Raw genomic sequence first — 21,194 nt, 5'->3', positions numbered from 1 at the left:
AAGCAATTATTACTATACAATATTAGACTTTAATTCAACATATTTCAAGTTAGATCTACCAGTTTTTCACTTATTCAGAAAATCTACGATTACAATAAAAACACAAAAAGAAGGAAATTACCTCGAATTTATCTTTAAAAAATCAAGAAGATTACAGATTCTTAAAGAATCAACAAAATAGCAATACCTATTTTTTGTAAGTATTTATTTAAAAAATAATTTGTATTTTTATCAAAGTCGTATCCGAAAAACTTATAGAGTAGGAAAACCCAAAAAACAAATTACTTATGAAAAATTTCCAAAAATTATCAAAAGAAGAACTGAAATCAATTAACGGTGGTACAGGAAACTGCGAACCATGGCCATTATGTAACGGTCAAGAAGTCACTTTTTATACTATAAACTCATGTGGTTGGTACTTATACAAAACAGCAACAAATAGTGTTTGTATGGAATATGGAGCTGTATAACAACATAATCATTAATGTATTAAAACTGCTATCTTGTCGATAGCAGTTTTTTTTTATGTTAATCCAAGACGTTCAAATTTAACCTTATATTTTTGAACATACTTATTCCATTCCGGTTTATGATTTTCATTATTATAAATAGAAGCCGCATAATCAACAACTTCGGCACTAAAATGATTCCCAAAAACAGTATCCAAATATTGAATTCCGGAATCAATTACTCGTTTTAAAATCTCTACTTTATCAATTCCGTTTTCTTTGCAGGCTTTATCAAGCCATAATCCCTTACCTATTATTACATATCCTACGAGTAAACTTTTGGTAATAAATTCAGAAGGAACATCATTGATATCCGGTTGATGTTTTCCGTTCTTGAAAACTGACAAGATCAGTTTTTCAGAATAATATGCTGACGGAATTAATCGTAGCGCTGTTCCATTTTCAGCCGCTTTAAAGCAAAGTTCTTTTGTCATAAATTCATCAGGAATAACCTGAATTGCAAAACCATCTTTGCTAACTAATTTATCGCAGAATTCAGGAGTTATTAAGTTCTGATTAATAAATGGTAAAGCATGATAAGTAGTATTTAAGGCCAGATTACAAAGTTCTTCGGTTTTAAATTCTTTCGGAACCAGTTTAAGATCTCTATAATTTGATAAAACGCGATCGCGCCAATATTCGTAAGTTTTTGCAGGAGGATTATTTTGTTTTAAAATTAATTCTCCAAATTCTAATTCCCGTTTCAACTCTTCGAAAGTCTCTATTAACGGGTTATCAAGATGTTTTCGCAACTCGACTGAGATAATATCTTCACCTGAATCCTCATCATATGTGCACTCATTTTTTGGATCTACTTCATCTGTTTTATCATTATAATAAAACAAATCGTTTTTTCGATCTGTAAAAGTCGTGTAATGATCTTCGGCTATAAAAACGGGAGAATCTATAACGCCGGAACATTTAAAATTTCCGTGATTATAGGAACTCATTACCAATTCTTTTGCTTTGACATTTCCTTCTATTTCAACATATGAACCGCCTAATAATAAACTTTGGCAAGTCACATTTCCGCTAATAAAAACATACGGTCCATAATCTCCTTCGGCATTTATAATGGTTCCGTTTGTGGTGAAATTTCCGTTTATGAGAATTCCTTCAATTTGTATTTTTTCAATTTCTTTTAATGGTAGATTTAAGATATTCGAAAGCCATTTCTTTTCTTTTTCTTCATAAAGATCTAAGTAGAAATTATCTTTAAAGATTACATCTTCGTTTGCAACAATAAAGAAATCTTCGTCGTTCCATTCATCAAAATAATCAAATCCTTCATGATCTGTCAAAAAAGGATATTGGGCTTTAACTTCTTTTATTGTTATTAATTTGAAAGCTGAATTATGCATTTTATTATTTTAAACTGTTTTATTTGTGTAACCGTTTGGTCACTTCTCAATAATTTATTTTATAGTTATCTAAAAACTCTCATTCATCTTGGATCTTCTAAACCCGACAGGTTTTAAAAACCTGTCGGGTTTAACGCAATCGTCAGAAAAATTGTATTTTTACATTTTAGGAAACAATTTACAAAATGTATCTTACAAACTCAGGCTTGTTTTCTACCAAATCAAAAAATATAAAAAGAATTTTAAATATCTTTGAATCATGAGCACAGCAAAACCAAAACACATAGGCAGAAACATTAGCCGAATCAGAGAACTTAGAGATATGAAGCAAGAAGCTCTTGCAATTGCTATTGGCGTAAGTCAACAAACTATTTCGAGTATTGAAGGAAGCGAAAGCGTTGATGAAGAGAAACTAAAGGCAATTGCCGAAGTTTTGGGCATTCCTGCCGAAGTAATAAGGAATTTTTCTGAAGAAGCTGTTTTTAATATTATGGGGAATACTTTCGAAATAGAAAACAATACTGGTTCTTCTGTAATAAGTTATGGATGCACTTTTAATCCGTTAGATAAACTTCTTGAAGCTATTGATAAAAATGAAAAACTTTATGAAAGATTGGTTGAAGCTGAAAAAGATAAAGTTGCTTTTTTAGAGAAGTTATTGAGCGAGAAATAAGTTTTACAGAAAGATATATTTATAGAAAAAACCGAAGTTTTTAGAGGCTTCGGTTTTTTTTATGGGTTTTGATTATTTTTTATTGCGGGCGCAGATTGCAAATCATAAGTGTTCTAAATATGCTCTGAAAGAGCTTTAGCAATAGCATGGTGCGAAGCACTATGAATGAATAACGATTAAGATTTAGCCCTATAAGGGCGAAAGCCTAATCTCAAAGGAAGTGTTTGGTAATGTTTTGAATCGTTTTTTTTAAGCTATCTTGTCTTTTTCATATTCTACATTGCCTGTTTGCTTTTGCTCTTTCAGAGCAATATTCGTAGTTAATTTAGTTCGTAGTGCTTTGCACTACGCTATTTCTTTGAGGCTTTCAGCCTTTTTTTAAAGATCTTATACCTGCGTGATTTAGTTTTACTCTATAACATAAATTAATTTTGGAGCACCGGTATCATGTTCAGCAACTGCTAAATAAAATGGTTTTTTCAGATTTAGTTTTTCAAATAAATTTTCCTCATTTGCTCTTTCAAACAATTTATTTATTTCGATTAATGCAGTAGCTTCAAACAGCTCATAAATATTATTTACATCAATAAAATCATCAAATTTATCTTCTTCTCCTTGAATATTCTCTGTTAGATGGTATAATGTAGGCGAAACAAAAGCGGGTAATGAAGAAATATTATCTAAATAATCCATTCGATCATCTATTATTTTAAATTCTGATAATTCAAAACTTGAATCATCAAAATTAATAGAAAAAGCCTCTAATTCTCCACCATACAAACCGCCATGTTCAAAATAAATCATATTGATTTTTTTTTCAATATCCTTATTATATTTTTCAGCGAGCCAATACGTATCAATATTCAATTTTAAGTCTTCAACCATTAAGTCGATATGATCTTTTCTGTCCTGATTTTTCCATAAATTATAAAAAGCCAAGTAGGTTTCATTTTCTGATTCTTCTAAATCTTCCTTGACAATTGCCTTTGCTTCCTTTTCTATTTCTTTTAAATTCTCAATAATTGAATCATTAATTTTCCCCATATTAATTTTGTTTTAAAAATTATGATTAGTGTAGCAATATACTAAATATCAGAATCCGCAAAGTGTAATTTTTCTCTTCTCACAACTAAATTTATTATGAAACCAAAAATCGCGTGAAGGATTGAGGCGGTATCCTTTTATGAAGCGGAGCGGAATAAAAGATATAGCCGAAAGCCTGACCCGGAGGGACACGCCATTATTGAGGTTTTAAGATTTTTTTTCAAATCTTTGTCGAGTTACTTACGAAGATTTCTCCTTCGTCGAAATGACAAAGATTACAGTGAAAAACATAATGAAATAAAAAGAATAAATCTGCAAAATCTGCGAGAGAAAAAATCTCAAACAAATAAGAAAACTTTAATAAAGCAATCTTATGCCATTGTCTAAAAATTAGTAATTTTGAAATTCGAAGTTCAAAAACTAAGTTATTATGAAATATCATCAAATAAACAGCGCTCTTTTTATAAAAAATCGCAGAAAATTCACGGCAGAAATGAAGCCTAACAGTGTTGCCGTTTTTAACTCAAATGACATTTACCCGGTTAGCGCAGATAGTACTTTGCCATTTGCACAACACAGAGATATTTTTTATCTGAGCGGTGTTGATCAGGAAGAAAGTATTTTGCTTTTGTTTCCGGATGCGCCTTATGAGAACCAAAAAGAAATTCTTTTCCTAAAAGAAACTAATGATCATATCGCGGTTTGGGAAGGCGAAAAACTAAGCAAAGAACGTGCTTTTCAGGTTTCGGGAATTAGAACGGTTTATTGGTTGCAGGATTTTCATAAAGTTTTGAACGAAATGATGACGTATGCAGATACAATGTACATTAACACAAACGAACATTATCGCGCAACAGTTGAAACTGAAACTCGCGAAGCTCGTTTTGTAAAATGGTGGAAAGAACGTTATCCAGCACATAATGTCGCAAAAAGTAACCCAATCTTGCAACGCATTCGTTCTGTAAAAGAAAGCGAAGAAATAGATTTGATTCAGCAAGCTTGTGATATTACAGAGAAAGGTTTCCGTAGATTATTGTCGTTTGTAAAACCAAATGTTACTGAATATGAAATCGAAGCCGAATTGGTTCACGAATTCATCCGTAACCGTTCTAAAGGTTTTGCTTACACGCCAATTATTGCTTCGGGAAATAATGCAAACGTTTTACATTATATCGAAAACAACCAACAATGTAAAGCCGGAGATTTAATTTTATTAGATGTTGCGGCAGAATATGCTAATTATTCGAGCGATATGACGAGAACAATTCCGGTTTCAGGAAGATATTCTGAAAGACAAAAAGCCGTTTATAATGCTGTTTTGAAAGTGAAAAATGAGGCTACAAAAATGTTGGCTCCAGGAACACTTTGGAAACAATACCATATTGAAGTGGGTAAAATCATGACATCTGAACTATTAGGTTTAGGATTAATTGATAAAGCCGATGTTCAGAACGAAAACCCGGAATGGCCAGCTTACAAAAAATATTTCATGCACGGAACGTCTCACCACATGGGTCTTGATACGCACGATTATGGTTTGCTTCACGAGCCTATGAAAGCCAATATGGTTTTTACGGTTGAACCAGGAATTTATATTCCGGAGGAGAAATTCGGGATTCGTTTAGAAGATAACGTTGTGGTTCAGGAAAAAGGAGAACCTTTTAACCTAATGCGCAATATTCCTATAGAAGTAGACGAAATCGAAAGCTTAATGAATCAATAAATCATGATAAAAAACAAAGCCCTTAATAAATATTAAGGGCTTTGTTTTTTTATATAAATCGATATTTATCCGATTTTTGAAATCTGAACATCCAATTGAAATTTTCCGTCAGCTTCGTTTCCGTTGATTAGTTCAAAAAGCTCTAAAGCTCTTCTTGCATTTTTCTCTTCTTCTCTTTGCTCAGCTACATACCACATCATAAAATCTTCTGTAGCATAATCATTCTCAGCTCTACATTTTGCAATTACTCTATTAATCGCCTGAGTAACTGCAATTTCGTTTTGCAAAGCAATTTCAAATACTTCTCTAAAAGAAGCAAATTCCTGCTGCACTTCCGGAACAGATGGCGTAACTGCAATCCCTCCCATATCTGTAATATATTTGAAAACTTTTAGAAAATGCTCTCTTTCTTCTTCGGCTTGCTTGTACAAATAAGATGCTGTATTTTCAAAACCATTTCTATCTAACCATGCAGCCATAGCTAAATATTTATTAGAAGCGTCGCTTTCTATTTTTGCCTGTAAGTTCAATATATTTTCTATTCCTTCAACTAATGAAGTACTTGTTCTTAGTAAATCTTTCATAACCTTTGTTTTTATCTATGTAAAATTACAAAAATTATACAAGGCAGCTCTAAATGCCTTAAAATTTGGATTTAATCTAAGTAAGAATCTAAATAAGCTCTACATTGACAATATTGCAAAGCATAGAATGTAAAGTGAGGGTAAATTTTGTTCCGTTTAATAAATCTCGTAACTGGACTATTTCGCAGATAGTAAGATTTCTGGAAAAATTTCTTTTAGTAGTTTCAATCAACTGTGCGTCTGACTGATCAGATAAGTCATAAAGCATATTGAGAATGTCAACGCTATTAACCTTTCTTTGAAAAATCAAAAAATCATGGATTTTATAACTTGACACCGTATCAACAAAATTGATAATTATACTATTGGTCAAGTCACATTGATAACTGTATCCTTTTTCGGTTTCAAATAATACTTTGGAGGTCAAATCACTAATTAATGCCATTCTGATAAAATATAATAACGATGCAAAAATATAGAATTTAAAGTAATAACAAGCATAATTAAGACTAATTTAAAATAACAAAATCATTTAATGTTCTTAAAAACAGTTCGAATGACCGTATTTTTTGAACCATGTAAGTGATATAAGTTCATTTAAATCACAATCTTTATGCTTTTTTTCAAACTCACATAAGCTTATATGCTTTGAATATTTAGTATAAGAGTGAATTGAATAACTTTTTTTAAACTAAAATGAACTTATATCTCTTATATGGTTTAAACATTTAACATAAAGTTGAACGCGATAACTACTATTTTTAACTCAAATGAACTTATATAACTTATATGGTTTTGTCATTTCTTATCTTTGTACTTTAAACTTAAAATATCATTTTGAAAACTCTATCATATAAAAACACCAAGATCTCGTATACTGATTCAGGTCAGGGAACTGCAATTGTACTACTTCACGGCTTTCTGGAAAACAAAAAAATGTGGAAAGACTATGTTGCTCTTTTCTCTGAAAAATATCGGGTTATAACAATTGATTTATTAGGTCACGGCGAATCTGACTGTTTGGGATATGTGCATTCTATGGAGGAAAATGCCAACGTAGTTCAGGAAGTTTTACAACATTTAAAAATTGAAAAAGCGACAGTTCTTGGTCATTCTATGGGTGGTTATGTTGGTTTGGCTTTCGCCGAATTATTCCCAAAGAACATCAATAAACTGGTTTTATTAAATTCGACATCAAAAGCCGATAGTCACGAGAAAAAAATAAATCGAAATCGCGCTATAAAAGCGGTAAAACAAAATTATGTAAACTTTGTAAGTCTTGCGATTGGTAATTTGTTCAGCGAAAACAACCGAACCAGATTAGCTGATGAAATCGAAAAAGTAAAAATTCAGGCTCTAAAAACACCGCTGCAAGGAATTGTAGCTTCGCTTGAAGGAATGAAAATACGAAAAGACAGAGAATCGCTTTTGCACAAAAACTTATTTCCGGTTTTATTGATTCTAGGCAAAAAAGATCCGGTTTTAAACTATGAAGAAAACATTGCCCAAATAGAAAACACAAACGTAAAACTGGTTTCTTTTGAAGACGGACATATGAGCCAGATCGAAAACAAAGAAGAACTTGAAACTATATTGTTAGATTTTTTTGAATAATCTAACAATCTTAAAAACCAAAAAAGGCTGTTCATAATCATGAACAGCCTTTTTTCATTATTGGGGGCAAAAATTATAGTTTTGTAATAATGTCTTTTTTAAATTTAGCCAAAGTTGCTCTTGTTAATCCAAGATTCGCTTTTGTTGAATCAACAGCTAAATAAATAAAATATTTACCATCTTCAGAAACATCAATAATGTGAATTTGATCTGTTAATGTAATTAAGATATCATTGATTTTTTGATCTAATCCTAAAGCTTTAATTGCATTTAGTTTTGCTTTTACAACTTCTAAATTATAAGCAGATGCTAATTCCGGGTCAAAATTTGGATTTAAAGAAAGTGAACAGTATGACATTCCTGTTTCCACTTCAGTTACTGATACAGCAATAAATCCGTTAACGTTTTCTTTTAAATCGTTTTGAAAATCTTGTAAAAAATCTGACATGTTTTGATTGTATTTAAATTAATTATTGAAAAACAGAGTCCATTTTGCGTAACAAAAGTCCCATTTTACTTATATCTTTAGAAAGCAGTGCAACACAGTTATCGTATTCGTCTTTATTGGCAACCACGATACCATCTTTATTCTTAATCATTACTTGTTTAAGATCTCCGTTATTTACATCTTCAGACATCTCCAAACACATTTTTAATATCATCCCAATCATTGCCGCTACATTCCCATCATACTCTAAATTAACCGATTCCAGCAAGATGCCATCTATATTAAAAGTTAATCCAGATTCAGCGCCGGTTTCTTGTACAAGTGTATTTAAATCAATCATAATCTTATCGTTTCATTTTTAAGAAGAGCCAAAGATATTTTTAATAAACAAAACTGTTCGATAAACACTTGTTAAAAAAAAGACACTCGTAACCATTTGAATTACTTTTATTTATACTATAATGTTTCTTAATTTTTAAAATAAACTTTTTAAAAAAGTTAAACAAAAAAAGAGGATTTATCTATAAAAATAACAATCTGATTCATATCTCTTAATTATTACTTTAAGCCGTGTAACAAATTCCGTTTACCGCAAGTTTTTAATAACTTTGCAAAAAAAATGTAACAAATGAAAACAGTTGATGAATTACGATTTGACCTAAATGTAAAATTGATGAAGTTTAGAAGATTTCGTTTTGAGAATGGAAGTTTAAACAATTTAAATTCGCAAGAGAGCGAAAAGAAAGGCTTTTTCAAAAAAATATTCAGTTAAAAAGTACTTACAAAAACCCCAAATCTACCAAATAACCTTTTTGTACCAGTTCTGCATTATGTTTGACATAATGTGTTTTACCATCTTTAATCAAAATGATTTTAGATGAAATATTGATTACATTTTTATAATTGTGATCTGTAATAACAATTCCTTTTTGAGAAGAATTTTTGAGTATCATTTCGTTTACCAGTTCAATCATTAACGGAGACAATCCGTTGTAAGGTTCATCGAGTAAAACGAATTTTGAAGGATTCGAGAGAACTATTTTTATCTCCAGATAACGCAATTCGCCACTAGATAAATGACTTATTCTTTTATCTAAAATAGACTGAATGAACTCATCTTTGTTAAAAAAAATTATTTTTTGTTTATCGACCGATAATGAGATTGCCTTTTTTACGGATAAATGATTCGGTATGAATTGCTCTTGTGATAAATAGCTAACTTCACTTAACAGACTGCTTTCATTATTTTTAGAAACAGAATCTATACGAATACACTTATTTGGGGCTGATATTATTCCGAAAATTATTTTTAGCAAAGTTGATTTTCCGGATCCATTTCTTCCTAATAAACCAATAATCTGAGATGTTTCACATTTCAGGTATACATCTGAAAGAATTACTCTTTCACCATACTTTTTTTGAATTCCGTCAACTTCTAAAATATGTTTCTTCAAAATAAATTCTTTATTAAAAAAGTCAACAAACCAATTAAAATTGTAGTGCAAAAAGTAAAAATATAAGCACAAACTAAAAGCTGAAGTTTTGAAATCCCATTATTCGAATAAAATAAATACTCATTCTGGCGGTATAACTCCTTAAAAGCAATACTCATCAAAAATCCAAAACTTAGAAATATTATAAAAAAGTAATCAAAGCCACCAAATAAAACTGCTATAGCGCAAACACTTAAATTAATAATTAGAGTGGTTTTAAAAAATTCGAATATGTTATGCAGCTTTCTGATATCTTAATTTATTTTTTCTGCAAAAGGAATATTCTCATCAAAAATCTCAGCCAATAATACTACAACTTCTTCTAAATAGCTTTTTAAAATTTCATTTGTAACTGTAGAATTCAACTCTTTATCTTCTTTAAATCCAAAAGGCAAAAAACCTGATTTTAGATTTTTAAACGAAATAATTCCAACTTCGATAGGTAATCCTGCAGCTTCGTTTTCGAACATGAACGCATAAGCCAGAACCTGAATAATTTTGTCGTTTTTGAGGTCTTGTGCTAATCCGTTCCAGGATTTAAGCACAACGTTCGTTTTTTCTACTTTACCGGTCTTATAATCGATGATTCTAATTTTTCCGTTACGCAATTCAATTCTATCGACATTTCCTTTAATTAAAACCGGAAATGGCAAGTTAGGATGATTCAGTTCACGTTCGTATGTTTTCTCTAAAGCAATGATTTTTACTGCGTCACCATTTTTGATTGCTTCTAATTCCATTTTCAGGAAATTAAAAACATTTCGTTTTGCGACTTCAAACGCCAAAAGGTTACGTCCTTTTTTAATTTCACCTTCTTTATAAACTACTTTGAACTGATTTAATACTTCATTATCTAATAGTTTAAAGCAATTTTCGATATCAGCTTCAGATATAAATTTACCAACAAAAGGATCATACAAAGCTTTTAAACTTTCGTGAATAATTGTTCCCAGCGTATTCAATGCAATATTCTCTTCTACTTCTTCGACTTCACGAATACGCAGGATTTTTTGAAAATAAAACTGAATAGGATTTCGAATATAACTCGTTAATGCAGACGGAGAGAAACCATTTGCAGCAATTTCTTTTAAGCGTTCCATTACAGCCTGAGATTTAGGAACCACCATTGGCTGATAAGCAGATGTAGGCAAAACAGGATTATAAATATCAAAAGTAAGATTGTGTTTGTGCTGTTTCTCGACCTCTAATTGTGTTATAAAACGACTTCGTTCGCCGGCATCTAATCCATCATTCTCTGTATTATAAATAAGATAAATATTTTTAGCCCTTTGCAATAAGTGATAAAAGTGATAGGTATAAATAGCATCTTTTTCTTTGAATGTTGGCAAACCTAATTCTCTTTTTACATCATAAGGAATAAATGAGTTTTGAGATTTTCCAGCCGGAAATTTTCCTTCATTCATAGAAGTTACAATTACAGTATCAAAATCCAGAACACGACTTTCAAGTACTCCCATGATTTGTAATCCTCGCAAAGGTTCTCCTTCAAACGAAACCTCGGCAACATCAATAATTTGCTTGTAAATAGCATGCAAAGTATCAATATTATCAATATGATGATGTTGCGAATAATAATTAATCAACTTATTAATGACTTTAAAAACAGCAAAAACAAATGCTTTTGCAATCTTTTCTTCTTCGCTATCGTTACTAAAATTCTCTTTTATTAAAAGCAAAAGCGCTGACACATTTTCAAGAACAGCAATTGATCCATTTTCCCATTTTTGAAACAATAAGCTAAATAATTTTGATTGGCTTGAATTAAGTTCAATTATCCTGTTATGAGTAATAAAAGTATAATTATTCTCCTTGATAATTCTCACCAGATTTCCCGCGTTTGCATAAGGCTCAATAAGAGGATGCGTTAAAATATCAAGCACATCTTTATAGTAAAAAACATAGCTATCCCCTTTTCGCGAAAGAGCATTGGTATGCATTTTAAATAATTTTGCAATTAATATTTGAGACGGATTATTTTTTCCGGAATATCCCATAGTAATATTCAAACTTCCAACAGAAGAAGGCAATGAATATAAAACTGGTATTAATAAATTCTCTTCACCCAGAACGATCGCAACTTTATCCAGAGATGTAGTCGGGTTTTCATTTATTATGTTTTCGATAATACTTCCCGCCAATTTTGCCTGACCAATAGTTTTTGGAGTCCCTATAACCTGAATATTTTTTGATTGTGAAAAATCATCTACAATCCATTCAAAAATATGTGATTTATAATGTTTCCAATTTTCTTTAAAACGACGCACAAACAGTCCGGCATCGTGATAAGGATCATTTAAAAAAACCTGATCAACATCCCAATAAATCTTAGCCTGATCGAGAGCTAAAAGATGTTGCACAATTTTTTCTTCAGCAGCATTTAAAGCATTAAATCCGGCAAAAATAAAAGACCTATTTGAAATGGTATTCGAAAAGTGATTTAGATTATTTACTGCTTCTCTATATATTAAACCCTGATATCCTATTCCTTTATTTAATAAATGATTATATAATGAATCATAATATAATGGCAGAAGTTTCCAGAAATCAATATAATTTTCTAAAAGTTTAGTACTGTTTTCAACTTCAATTCCCCATTTTTTTATGTCTTCAATATCTTTTAAATACGACAGTATATGAGTTGGATCTAATAAGTAACGATCGATTTCATTAAAATCCTGCAAGAGTGTTTTTGCCCAATTGGCAAACAATTCAAATGATTGTTGGTTTTGCTTATCGGTTATAGAAAGATACACTTCATAAAACTCAAATAAAAGCTCAATTGCATCTATAGATCTTATTGATGCTACATCTTGTACAAAGTCTTCAATACTAATAATTTCAGGCGAAAGAATCGTATTAGCTGTTTCATTTTTTAAAGCTTCGATCAAAAAAACCTTGGCTCTTTTATTAGGTAAAATAATAGTTGTTTCAGCAAGTTTAGCTGAATAATCCTGAATTACAACTGATGCTATTTTTCCGAGAAAAGAATTATTTATCATTTTATAAAAATAAAAAAAGCCATTCAATTAAGAATGGCTTTTAGTCTTTATTTAGAAAGTAAATTAAAGTTTACCTTGGTATTTAGAACCAATGTGTCTAATTTCTGTTCTTCTGTTTTGTGCTTTACCTGCAGCAGTTTTGTTGCTTGCAACTGGTTGAGACTCACCAAAACCTTTAGATACTAAGTTATCAACGTTTACTCCTCTTTCGATCAAAGCGTTCATTACAGCAGCAGCTCTGTCTTCAGAAAGTTTTTGGTTCAATTTGTCAGAACCATCGCTATCTGTGTGACCTTCAATGCTGAATTTCGCGTTTGGATAGTTTTTAAGGATTTCTTTGATAGCATCTAATCTAGCTGGAGTTTCTTTGTCTCCTGTTTTGAAAGTAGCTTTTCCAGAGTTAAAGTAGATTGCTCTAGCTTGAACTTTAAGATCTTCTAATGCTTCATTAGTAACTTCTGGACATCCTCTGTTTGAAGCAGGACCGTAAACTGTAGGACAATCATCATCTTTATCAGCAACACCGTCTTTGTCAGCGTCTAAGAAAGGACAACCACCATTTTCTTTAGGACCAGCAACTGTAGGACATTTGTCATCTTTGTCAGCGATACCATCACCGTCAGTATCAGGACAACCTTTTAAAGCAGCTAAACCAGCAACATCTGGACAAGCATCATCTTTATCAGCAATTCCGTCTCCGTCAGTATCAGGACATCCGTTTAATGCAGCTAAACCAAATACATCTGGACAAGCATCACTAGCGTCAACGATTCCGTCTCCGTCAGTATCAGGACATCCGTTGAATTGTTTCAAACCAGCAACATCTGGACAAGCGTCATCTTTATCGTAGATTCCGTCTCCGTCAGTATCTTTACCTCCGAATTTGAAAACTAGACCTGCAGTGTGTTGGAAGTGAGATGGAGCATCTGGAGCACCAGTTCTATCTTCTCTATCACCACTAACTGCCCATTTGTATCTTGTAGCAAGCTCAAGACCAATTGCATCTGTAAACCAGAAAGTTACTCCAGCACCTGGATTAACTGTTCCGTAGCTACTATCACCAAAGAAAGTATAACCTCCACCAACAGATAACGAAGGATCAACTACTTTAGATTTGATTAATTCCTGGAAGCTATATTTAATAGTAGCATCAATTCCATAATACATCAAATCACCAGGATTAGTTACAACGTTACCTCTTGAATCATGTCCAACAGCGTTTGGAGCGAAAGTAACATATTTATCAATTTTGTTTACAGATCCTTGTAAACCAACAGAGAAACCACTACCTACATATCTAGACACACCAATGTAAGATAAAGAAGGAAGAATATTCCAGTTGTCTTTTACAGCGAATGGCTGAGAAAAGTGTTGATCAAAGAAACCACTTCCTGCACCAGAACTGGTTCTAGTGTCAACGGCATTAACTCCAAAAGAGATAGCCCATGGATTGTTACTGTCTTGTGCGTGAGAACTTAAACCCATCACCATCATCACAGCAACTAAAAGTTTGTTAAGATGTTTCATACTTAATTTTTTTAATTACAATTTAGTTAATTACAGACAAAAGTAACACCAAAATTTTTAAATACAAAATGAAATGTTAAAAAAAACCTACAAAAATTTCAGTAAATGGAAATTATATAACTTTTAACATTTTACCGACAACTATAAAGGCTGCTATCGCTCTGTCTAAGTGTTCCTTGGTATGCGCAGCTGATAGTTGTACTCTAATCCTTGCCTTTTCTTTTGGCACCACAGGAAAGAAGAATCCGATTACATAAATCCCTTGTTTTAAAAGCTCGTTGGCCATTGTTTGAGACAATTTAGCATCATACAACATTACGGGTACAATTGCTGAATCTCCGTCTATAATATCGAACCCGGCTTTTTTCATTCCTTCCTTAAAATAGTTCGTATTCCACTCTAATTTATCTCTTAAAGAAGTGTCTTTTTCAAGCAATTCAAAAACTTTTATAGAAGCTCCAACAATTGCAGGCGCTAAAGAATTAGAAAATAAATATGGTCTTGAACGCTGACGTAACAATTCAATTATTTCTTTTTTTGCTGTTGTATAACCACCCATTGCTCCTCCTAGAGCTTTACCAAGTGTACCTGTTATAATATCAACTCTGCCCATTACTCCTTTTGCTTCAAGTGTTCCTTTACCGGTTGCACCAATAAATCCGGCAGCATGACATTCGTCTACCATTACCATTGCATCATATTTATCTGCCAGGTCACAAATTTTATCAAGAGGCGCTACAAGACCATCCATAGAAAAAACTCCATCAGTAACAATTAATTTAAAACGAGCTCCGGCTTCATTAGCCTTAATCAATTGCTGTTCTAAATCTTCCATATTACTGTTTTCATAACGGTAGCGAGCTGCTTTACACAAACGAACTCCATCAATAATTGATGCATGATTTAAACTATCAGAGATAATTGCATCGTTTTCTCCTAATAAAGGTTCAAAAACACCACCATTAGCATCAAAAGCTGCAGCATATAAAATCGTATCTTCTGTACCGTAAAAATCTGCGATTTTTTTCTCTAATGTTTTATGAATATCCTGAGTTCCACAAATAAATCGAACTGACGACATCCCGAAACCATGCGTATCCATAGCATCTTTTGCAGCCTGAACCACTTCCGGATGTGACGAAAGACCCAAATAATTATTTGCACAAAAGTTCAAAACCTTTTCTCCGGTAGAAATAGTAATTTCTGCATCTTGTGCTGAAGTTATAATTCGTTCTTTTTTAAAAATTCCGTTTTCTTCAATAGACTGCAATTCACTTTGCAAATGTTCTTTTATTTTACCGTACATCTTTATTTATTTAAAACGTTAAAAATTAACAATTTAGCCTTTAAAAGGCCTCATTTACCCTTAACATCTGATTAATTTTTTCACAAATTTACTACATCGATTTCTGTTCCTATATACACCAATGCCTTTTTTAACACTTTGTATCCTAAATCTTCAATAGCATCTTGATATTCTTGAATTTGCTGTGTGTATTTTGGATTTATAGCGCCAGTTTTATAATCTAAAAGATAAGCTTCTTTATTTGCGGTAAGAACTATCCGGTCAGGTTTTAAAATTCTTCCTTCTTTTTGAACAATTGTCTGCTCATTTAAAATCTTAAAACTCCCATCAAAACAATGAACTAATTCTGGATGATTTACAATTTCATGGAGTGATTTCAAAACCAAATCTACCTGATCAATTTTGATCAAACCATTTTCGATTGCTTTTGTGATTGCTAAATCAATATCTGATTTATCTTTAATAAAAGCCAGAATCTCATGAACAATATTTCCATAAGCAATTGCCTCTTGCTGATGAGTTCCCCACATTAAGGATTCCCGTTGAGCAATTTTAATATTTTTGGGATTTAAAACTTCTGAAACAACAGGAATTGTCTTTATCAGATCGACTGATTTTACATCTTTTGAAAGCCTTGTTTTATTTCCGAATTCATATTCTAATTTATCCGTATCAAAAACACCTTTATGAATTAAATATTTAATAAAAAATGAAGCCATATTGTTTGGAAACTCTCCATCTTTTCTTTCTTTTAAAGATTGCGAAATAACATATAATTGCTCTTCTGCCCGTGTTAATGCGACATACAGAACATTAATATTATCAAGTAATTCTTCTTGTTTTTTTAAATTAAAAACAGCTGATGCACTTTCACCAAAACCTTCTACCGCGCTGCTGTTATCAATTAAAGCTTTCGGAACATCCAAATCAACATCATCAGTATCCAACCATAATTTATCTTTTGGCTTTCGATTATAATCTTCTTCGGCAAAAGGCATAATCACAACAGGAAACTCTAATCCTTTTGACTTGTGAATTGTCATAATACGTACTGCATTATTGCCTTCCGGAGAAGGAATACTAAATTTCTCTGCATTTTTATCCCAGTAACTCAAAAAATCAGCAATTCCTGCCTGATTTCTAATATCTCGCTCCAGAACAATATCCAGAAAAAATTGCACATAAGCATTTCCTTCTGCAAGAGGCACGAATTTGGAGATAATTATTTCTACCGCTTCATAAAGTGATTTTTTCCTAATATTTTCAAAAGAGAGCGAAACATCAAAAGTCAAAAGCCATTTTTCAAAATCTGCCTCTAATCTTTTTGACATTCCATCTGCTATAAAATCATGAACTGGTATTTGAATTTCTTTATTAGAAGCCAAAAAATGAAGAAAATTAGCCTTTGATTCCAGATCCGCACTATTGTTTAAATATTTTAGCAAATGAACTATCAAACGAACTTCGGTCGCATTTTGAATCATTAATGTTTCTGATGATAAAAGCGGAATATTTTGTTCTGTCAAATAATTCGCAATTGCAATTCCCTGATCTCTTTTTCGGGTCAGAATAACAATATCCCGATATAAAAAACCTTCACGAACCACATTCTGAATCGTATTTAAAGTAGCCAAAACATATAAATCCGACTTTTCTACAACTTCTTCTTCATCGGCAAAATCATTTTTTTCGATTATTGGAAGAAAAGAGATATTTACATAACCTCCTTTTTTTGAATTTGAATTCTGAAAACTGTGATTCTCATATAAATTTTTATAATCATCATTTGAAAATTCAGTTGAAATTAATTTAAAAAAGGCATTATTAAAATCAATTACTTCACTATAACTTCTATAATTTGTATCTAAATGCTTTATTACTTTTTCAGGATTATTAAAAGGATTTAAACCTTTACTCAATTCTATAAATTGTTCCGCTTTACCACCTCTCCATCGATAAATAGATTGTTTAGGATCTCCCACAATCATCAAAGTACCTTTATTACCTAAATCATCTAAACCAGAAAGTGAATTATCAATTAACGGAATCAGGTTTTGCCATTGCATCTCAGAGGTATCCTGAAATTCATCAATAAAAAAATGGCGATACCGCTCTCCAATACGTTCGTAAATAAATGGCGCGGGCTGATTCTGAATTTCACGATGAATAATAGCATTAAATTCAGAAATAGATAAAATATTTTGTTCTGACTGAATTTTAGCAAGTTCATTACTAACGGTATTTAATAATGAAAGCGGTGTTATATTTTTTAAAAATGCTTTATAAAAATCTCTTTTTTCGAAATTCTTATAGATTTTTTCCAAAACCTGAAGCAGTTCCGGAATTATATTTTCTATTAAAGCTCTGTCTTTGGCCGTTTTATTGATTGCAATATCATCAAACTCATGAAACGTTTTATTTCTGGGATTAAATTTTCCGTCACGAATACTTTCCAGATGATTTGGAAAAGTACCACGAGAAAAAGATTTCAAATCTATTCCGTTCTTATCAATTAAAGCAAGTGCTTCAGTAGCTAAATTTTCGTTTTCCGTTTCCAACTCTTTACAAAGAGCCAGCATTTTCTTTTTTATAACAACAAATTCCTCTATAGACTTATCCTGAAAATGCGAAATCTCATTGCGGTTATTCTCATTCAAAACTAATCTTCCTGTATCCAGGATTTCACGCGAGATATCCCAACTTTTATCATCGTCGGTTTTTTCCATCGTAAAATCAATCAGTAATTTAGTCAGAGTTTCATCCTGTCCGGCTTGCGCGATAATAGCATCAACAGCTTCTGTCAATAAATTCTCCGTATCTAAAGTCACCTCAAAAGTCATTGGCAAATTAAGATCGTGCGCAAAAGCACGTATTACTTTATGCGTGAACTTATCGATTGTAGAAATATCAAATGCAGCATAATTATGAATAAGATGCTTGATAATATTTTCGGACTTCGTTTTGATTTTAATAATCGAAAGTCCTGTATCCCGCGACAAGTCCTCCATTAAATCCATTGCTTTTGAAGAAGGTTCCTCTTTTGTAAATTCAGATAAACTTCCCACAATACGGCTTTTCATTTCATGAACCGCTTTATTAGTAAAAGTTATGGCAAGGATATTTCGATACGCATCATTTTTAGGAGAAGAAAGAATAATTTTAAGATATTCTTTCACCAAAGTATAGGTCTTTCCTGAACCTGCAGAGGCATCATAAAGGGAAAAGGACGGACTTTGCATAACTTTAGTTTTATAATGTAAAAATAGCACAATAAATATTAAACCCCAATAATACAAAATTCCAAATTCCAATATCTACCTGCAATCAATGCGTTAAATATTGGAATTTGGAATTATTGGAATATTTTAAAGAATTATGCTGTTTTAGGAAATGCTCTTTTATTAAAAACCAGTAAAATCCCAACTCCTGTAGAAATTGCCATATCGGCAACATTAAAAATAGCATTAAAAAAGGAAACTTCTTCACCGCCCCAAACCGGAAACCAGCTTGGTAGAGTACCTCTCCAGATTGGGAAATAAAACATATCAACCACAAGACCATGAAACCAGGTTCCGTAAGGTTCCGGAGAAAAAATTGTAGCAAGATTGCCATGGCTCGCATCAAAAATAACACCGTAAAAAACAGAATCGATTATATTTCCGGCAGCTCCAGCAAAAATAAGTGCTATTGCAACTATCAAATATGTAGAATGGCGTTTCTTGATTGAATCAGATAACCAATATGCAATCCCGAATACAGCGAAAATCCTAAAAACGGTCAAAATTAATTTACCATATTGTCCTGGTATTTTTGTACCCCACGCCATTCCTTCATTTTCAATAAAATGAATTCTAAACCAATCAAAAATAACGACCTCTTCACCTAAAACAAAATTTGTTTTTACATAGATTTTTGAAAGCTGATCAACAATTAAAACTAAAAATATAAGGAAATACGCTTTTGGTAATGACATTTTATTAAAATTTGATGGGGCAAAAGTAACAATTTAATCAAAAAAAACGCTCCTAAAGGAGCGTTAATGTTTTCTAATACAAACTAAGTTGCATTATATGGTTCGATTTACTTATTATAAAGTTTATTTTCTAACATTTTGCTGAACAGTTGCCTTTGGCGGGTCACTAAAAAACTCAGAAATAGATTTAAGCAAACCTTTTCCTTCTTTTCCAGCAGCTGCCTTTTTAGCTTCAGCTTTTTTAATATCCGCTTTAAATTTAACGCGAATTTTTTCAAAATCTTTCATTTTACTCTCTACATCAGAATTTACATCTTTGAATTTCAATACTTTAGCCATAGTGTAAGTTTTTTATGTTAAATAAATAAATTATTAGTGATTTGGTATTACAATGATACATAATTTAATTTATATTTGTTAAATAAAATTAACACTTGTTTAGATTGAACAACAACTTTTCCCGCCAATACACATGAAAATGAATTAATTTTAACATTCTCCCCAAATCCTACAAATATGAATGAAATAACATCTACTCTAAATGATTTCCTAGTTACTACAAAATCTTCAGCCGCTTTAATCATAAACGGAAAAGGAAAACTAATCACATCACTACACATAGATTACGCAGACAGCGTTGCAGCAATGAGCGCCGCAATTTTATCAATGAGCGAAAAATTCTTAATAGATTTAGACAAAGGAGCCTTAAAACAACTTTTTCTAAAAACTTCTGAAGGAGTTGTCATTGGAAACAAAATAAGCGGCACCAATTTTATAATCGCGTTTTCAAAAGACGGAAGCAATCTGGGTTTATTGATGCGATCAACTGACGAAGTGGCCTCAGAATTAAGTAAAAATTCCCTGTTAAAATAACATAAATCTATTAACACCAAATACCACAAACTATGAGTAATGACTTTTTAAACGTTTTTTTAAATGAAATCAAAACTAACGTAAACGGCTTCATAGCTGTCGCAGTAACCGAAATTGAATCAGGATTAAGTTTTGGAAATCTAACCGTAGATCCTTCCTTTGACCCTGAACTGGCAGCTGCTTACAACCTTGAAGTTGTTAAAGCAAAACTGAGCGCAGTAAAAGCCTTAAACCTGAATCAGGATATTGAAGATATTTTGATCACACTTTCGAATCAAATTCATATTATTGACATTTCACCAAACAAAAAATTCATGATTTACCTTGCAGCAGACGCAAGTAAAGCAAATTTAGGAATGACAAGAGCAGTTTTAAGAAAACACAAATTAGAATTAGAAAAAAACTTAGCTTAGTTTTTAGCCTTATTTTTTTAATTAGAACTATTTTTCTATTAAGATAGTTCTAATTAAAAAATATTTACGCCGCCCCAAATCGACTTCATTTTTCTTCTTACAAAAAACAGACCTTTATTTGAACGCTGTTTTTTCGAATTATAATCAAATTCTTTCAAATGATTATTAGTTCATTCAAATCCAATTACGCAAAACATTAAACAAAAAAAACGCCCCTAAAAGGAGCGCTTATTTCAATCAGATATTTTTTATCGTTGCAAGTTCTTCGCTTCGATACTCATTGTAGCGTGAGGAACGATTTTTAGCCTTTCTTTGCTAATTAATTTCCCTGTTACTTTACAAATACCATATGTTTTGTTTTCAACACGGAATAAGGCGTTTTTTAGATCGCGTATAAACTTTTCCTGTCTGATAGCCAACTGTGAGTTTGCTTCTTTAGACATTGTTTCGCTTCCTTCTTCAAATGCTTTAAAAGTTGGAGAAGTATCATCTGTTCCGTTATTCAAATCATTCATGTAAGCACTTTTTATTAAATCCAGATCGGCTTGTGCTTTTTGTATTTTATTTTGAATTATTTCTTTAAACTCTGCTAAATCTGCATCAGAGTATCTTGTAATTTCATCTATCATTTTA

Annotated in this window: 19 protein-coding genes; 6 read left to right on the top strand and 13 right to left on the bottom strand. The window is 31.7% G+C overall.

The window, feature by feature from the left end; translation table 11 throughout:
• Nucleotides 1-287: 287 nt before the first annotated feature.
• Nucleotides 288-470 (top strand): bacteriocin, encoded by a 183-nt coding sequence (locus tag BXU01_RS07250; RefSeq protein WP_083692556.1) that lies wholly within the window; start codon nucleotides 288-290, stop codon nucleotides 468-470.
• Between the two features lie 53 nt (nucleotides 471-523).
• Here the strand turns inward: BXU01_RS07250 and BXU01_RS07245 are convergent, their stop codons facing one another.
• A complete protein-coding gene (locus tag BXU01_RS07245; protein ID WP_083692555.1) occupies nucleotides 524-1,870 on the bottom strand; it encodes a polymer-forming cytoskeletal protein in 1,347 nt (448 codons plus the stop codon).
• A gap of 259 nt (nucleotides 1,871-2,129) precedes the next feature.
• Here BXU01_RS07245 and BXU01_RS07240 point away from each other — a divergent pair, with 259 nt between their 5' ends.
• Nucleotides 2,130-2,543, top strand: coding sequence for a helix-turn-helix domain-containing protein (locus tag BXU01_RS07240; RefSeq protein ID WP_083692554.1), 414 nt, complete (start codon nucleotides 2,130-2,132; stop codon nucleotides 2,541-2,543).
• 408 nt (nucleotides 2,544-2,951) lie between these two features.
• On the opposite strand, the gene BXU01_RS07235 is transcribed toward BXU01_RS07240, so the two are convergent.
• Nucleotides 2,952-3,587: a hypothetical protein gene (locus BXU01_RS07235; protein WP_083692553.1), complete on the bottom strand. Its 636-nt coding sequence runs from the start codon at nucleotides 3,585-3,587 to the stop codon at nucleotides 2,952-2,954.
• A gap of 430 nt (nucleotides 3,588-4,017) precedes the next feature.
• Between BXU01_RS07235 and BXU01_RS07225 the strand changes: the two genes are divergently transcribed.
• Nucleotides 4,018-5,310, top strand: coding sequence for an aminopeptidase P family protein (locus BXU01_RS07225; protein WP_083692551.1), 1,293 nt, complete (start codon nucleotides 4,018-4,020; stop codon nucleotides 5,308-5,310).
• A gap of 65 nt (nucleotides 5,311-5,375) precedes the next feature.
• On the opposite strand, the gene BXU01_RS07220 is transcribed toward BXU01_RS07225, so the two are convergent.
• Nucleotides 5,376-5,894 (bottom strand): ferritin, encoded by a 519-nt coding sequence (locus BXU01_RS07220; protein WP_083692550.1) that lies wholly within the window; start codon nucleotides 5,892-5,894, stop codon nucleotides 5,376-5,378.
• A gap of 837 nt (nucleotides 5,895-6,731) precedes the next feature.
• Between BXU01_RS07220 and BXU01_RS07210 the strand changes: the two genes are divergently transcribed.
• A complete protein-coding gene (locus BXU01_RS07210; RefSeq protein ID WP_083692548.1) occupies nucleotides 6,732-7,508 on the top strand; it encodes an alpha/beta fold hydrolase in 777 nt (258 codons plus the stop codon).
• Between the two features lie 73 nt (nucleotides 7,509-7,581).
• On the opposite strand, the gene BXU01_RS07205 is transcribed toward BXU01_RS07210, so the two are convergent.
• The 9 genes from BXU01_RS07205 to BXU01_RS07165 all read right to left on the bottom strand — a co-directional run bounded on the left by BXU01_RS07205 (nucleotide 7,582) and on the right by BXU01_RS07165 (nucleotide 19,614).
• Nucleotides 7,582-7,956: a hypothetical protein gene (locus BXU01_RS07205; protein WP_056248498.1), complete on the bottom strand. Its 375-nt coding sequence runs from the start codon at nucleotides 7,954-7,956 to the stop codon at nucleotides 7,582-7,584.
• Between the two features lie 22 nt (nucleotides 7,957-7,978).
• The gene (locus BXU01_RS07200) at nucleotides 7,979-8,296 is read right to left on the bottom strand and encodes a roadblock/LC7 domain-containing protein (protein ID WP_083692547.1); all 318 of its coding nucleotides are present in this window, start codon (nucleotides 8,294-8,296) and stop codon (nucleotides 7,979-7,981) included.
• 439 nt (nucleotides 8,297-8,735) lie between these two features.
• Entirely contained in the window at nucleotides 8,736-9,410 is a 675-nt protein-coding gene (locus BXU01_RS07195) for an ATP-binding cassette domain-containing protein (RefSeq protein ID WP_083692717.1), read from the bottom strand.
• 293 nt (nucleotides 9,411-9,703) lie between these two features.
• Nucleotides 9,704-12,469: a PD-(D/E)XK nuclease family protein gene (locus BXU01_RS07190; RefSeq protein WP_083692546.1), complete on the bottom strand. Its 2,766-nt coding sequence runs from the start codon at nucleotides 12,467-12,469 to the stop codon at nucleotides 9,704-9,706.
• A gap of 63 nt (nucleotides 12,470-12,532) precedes the next feature.
• Entirely contained in the window at nucleotides 12,533-13,996 is a 1,464-nt protein-coding gene (locus BXU01_RS07185) for an OmpA family protein (protein ID WP_083692545.1), read from the bottom strand.
• 112 nt (nucleotides 13,997-14,108) lie between these two features.
• Nucleotides 14,109-15,302, bottom strand: coding sequence for a glycine C-acetyltransferase (gene kbl / locus BXU01_RS07180; RefSeq protein WP_083692544.1), 1,194 nt, complete (start codon nucleotides 15,300-15,302; stop codon nucleotides 14,109-14,111).
• 80 nt (nucleotides 15,303-15,382) lie between these two features.
• A complete protein-coding gene (locus BXU01_RS07175) occupies nucleotides 15,383-18,541 on the bottom strand; it encodes an exodeoxyribonuclease V subunit beta (protein WP_083692543.1) in 3,159 nt (1,052 codons plus the stop codon).
• A 134-nt stretch (nucleotides 18,542-18,675) separates the two neighbouring features.
• Nucleotides 18,676-19,275 (bottom strand): lipoprotein signal peptidase, encoded by a 600-nt coding sequence (locus BXU01_RS07170; protein ID WP_083692542.1) that lies wholly within the window; start codon nucleotides 19,273-19,275, stop codon nucleotides 18,676-18,678.
• Between the two features lie 123 nt (nucleotides 19,276-19,398).
• Nucleotides 19,399-19,614 (bottom strand): hypothetical protein, encoded by a 216-nt coding sequence (locus BXU01_RS07165; protein ID WP_083692541.1) that lies wholly within the window; start codon nucleotides 19,612-19,614, stop codon nucleotides 19,399-19,401.
• Nucleotides 19,615-19,791: 177 nt separating this feature from the next.
• Here BXU01_RS07165 and BXU01_RS07160 point away from each other — a divergent pair, with 177 nt between their 5' ends.
• Both BXU01_RS07160 and BXU01_RS07155 read left to right on the top strand, forming a co-directional pair.
• A complete protein-coding gene (locus BXU01_RS07160) occupies nucleotides 19,792-20,148 on the top strand; it encodes a roadblock/LC7 domain-containing protein (protein WP_055093951.1) in 357 nt (118 codons plus the stop codon).
• A 32-nt stretch (nucleotides 20,149-20,180) separates the two neighbouring features.
• Nucleotides 20,181-20,561: a hypothetical protein gene (locus BXU01_RS07155; protein ID WP_055093954.1), complete on the top strand. Its 381-nt coding sequence runs from the start codon at nucleotides 20,181-20,183 to the stop codon at nucleotides 20,559-20,561.
• Nucleotides 20,562-20,809: 248 nt separating this feature from the next.
• On the opposite strand, the gene BXU01_RS07150 is transcribed toward BXU01_RS07155, so the two are convergent.
• Nucleotides 20,810-21,190: a TraR/DksA C4-type zinc finger protein gene (locus BXU01_RS07150; protein ID WP_026983623.1), complete on the bottom strand. Its 381-nt coding sequence runs from the start codon at nucleotides 21,188-21,190 to the stop codon at nucleotides 20,810-20,812.
• Between the last annotated feature and the right edge of the window lie 4 nt (nucleotides 21,191-21,194).

It is taken from the genome of [Flexibacter] sp. ATCC 35103 (genome assembly GCF_001975985.1).
Classification (GTDB): Bacteria; Bacteroidota; Bacteroidia; order Flavobacteriales; family Flavobacteriaceae; genus Flavobacterium.
The sequence above is the reverse complement of the archived record's forward strand: the minus strand, read 5'-3'. Positions and strand labels throughout refer to the sequence as shown.